Below are 218 nucleotides of genomic sequence, written 5' to 3' on the forward strand. Positions count from 1 at the left end.
GCGGCGCTGGACGGACTCCACCCGCCCGTCACCGCCGGCTTCTGGGTGCACCTCGACGCCGACGTCCTCGACCCCTCGGTGATGCCCGCCGTCGACAGCCCCGACCCCGGCGGCCTCTTCCCCGGCGAACTGGCCGACCTGCTGCGCGTGTTGATCGGCTCGCCCCGCTGCGTCGGGCTCAACGTCACCATCTACGACCCGGACCTCGACCCCGACGG

Annotated in this window: 1 protein-coding gene; it reads left to right on the forward strand. The window is 73.9% G+C overall.

Features of this window, described 5'->3' with window-relative positions:
* Positions 1 to 218, forward strand: a 218-nt coding sequence (locus tag EF903_RS33640) for an arginase family protein (RefSeq protein WP_185902986.1), incomplete at both ends; no start/stop codon positions are given.

Source organism: Streptomyces sp. WAC05292, from assembly GCF_003949955.1.
In the GTDB taxonomy this organism is placed as follows: Bacteria; Actinomycetota; Actinomycetes; order Streptomycetales; family Streptomycetaceae; genus Streptomyces; species Streptomyces globosus.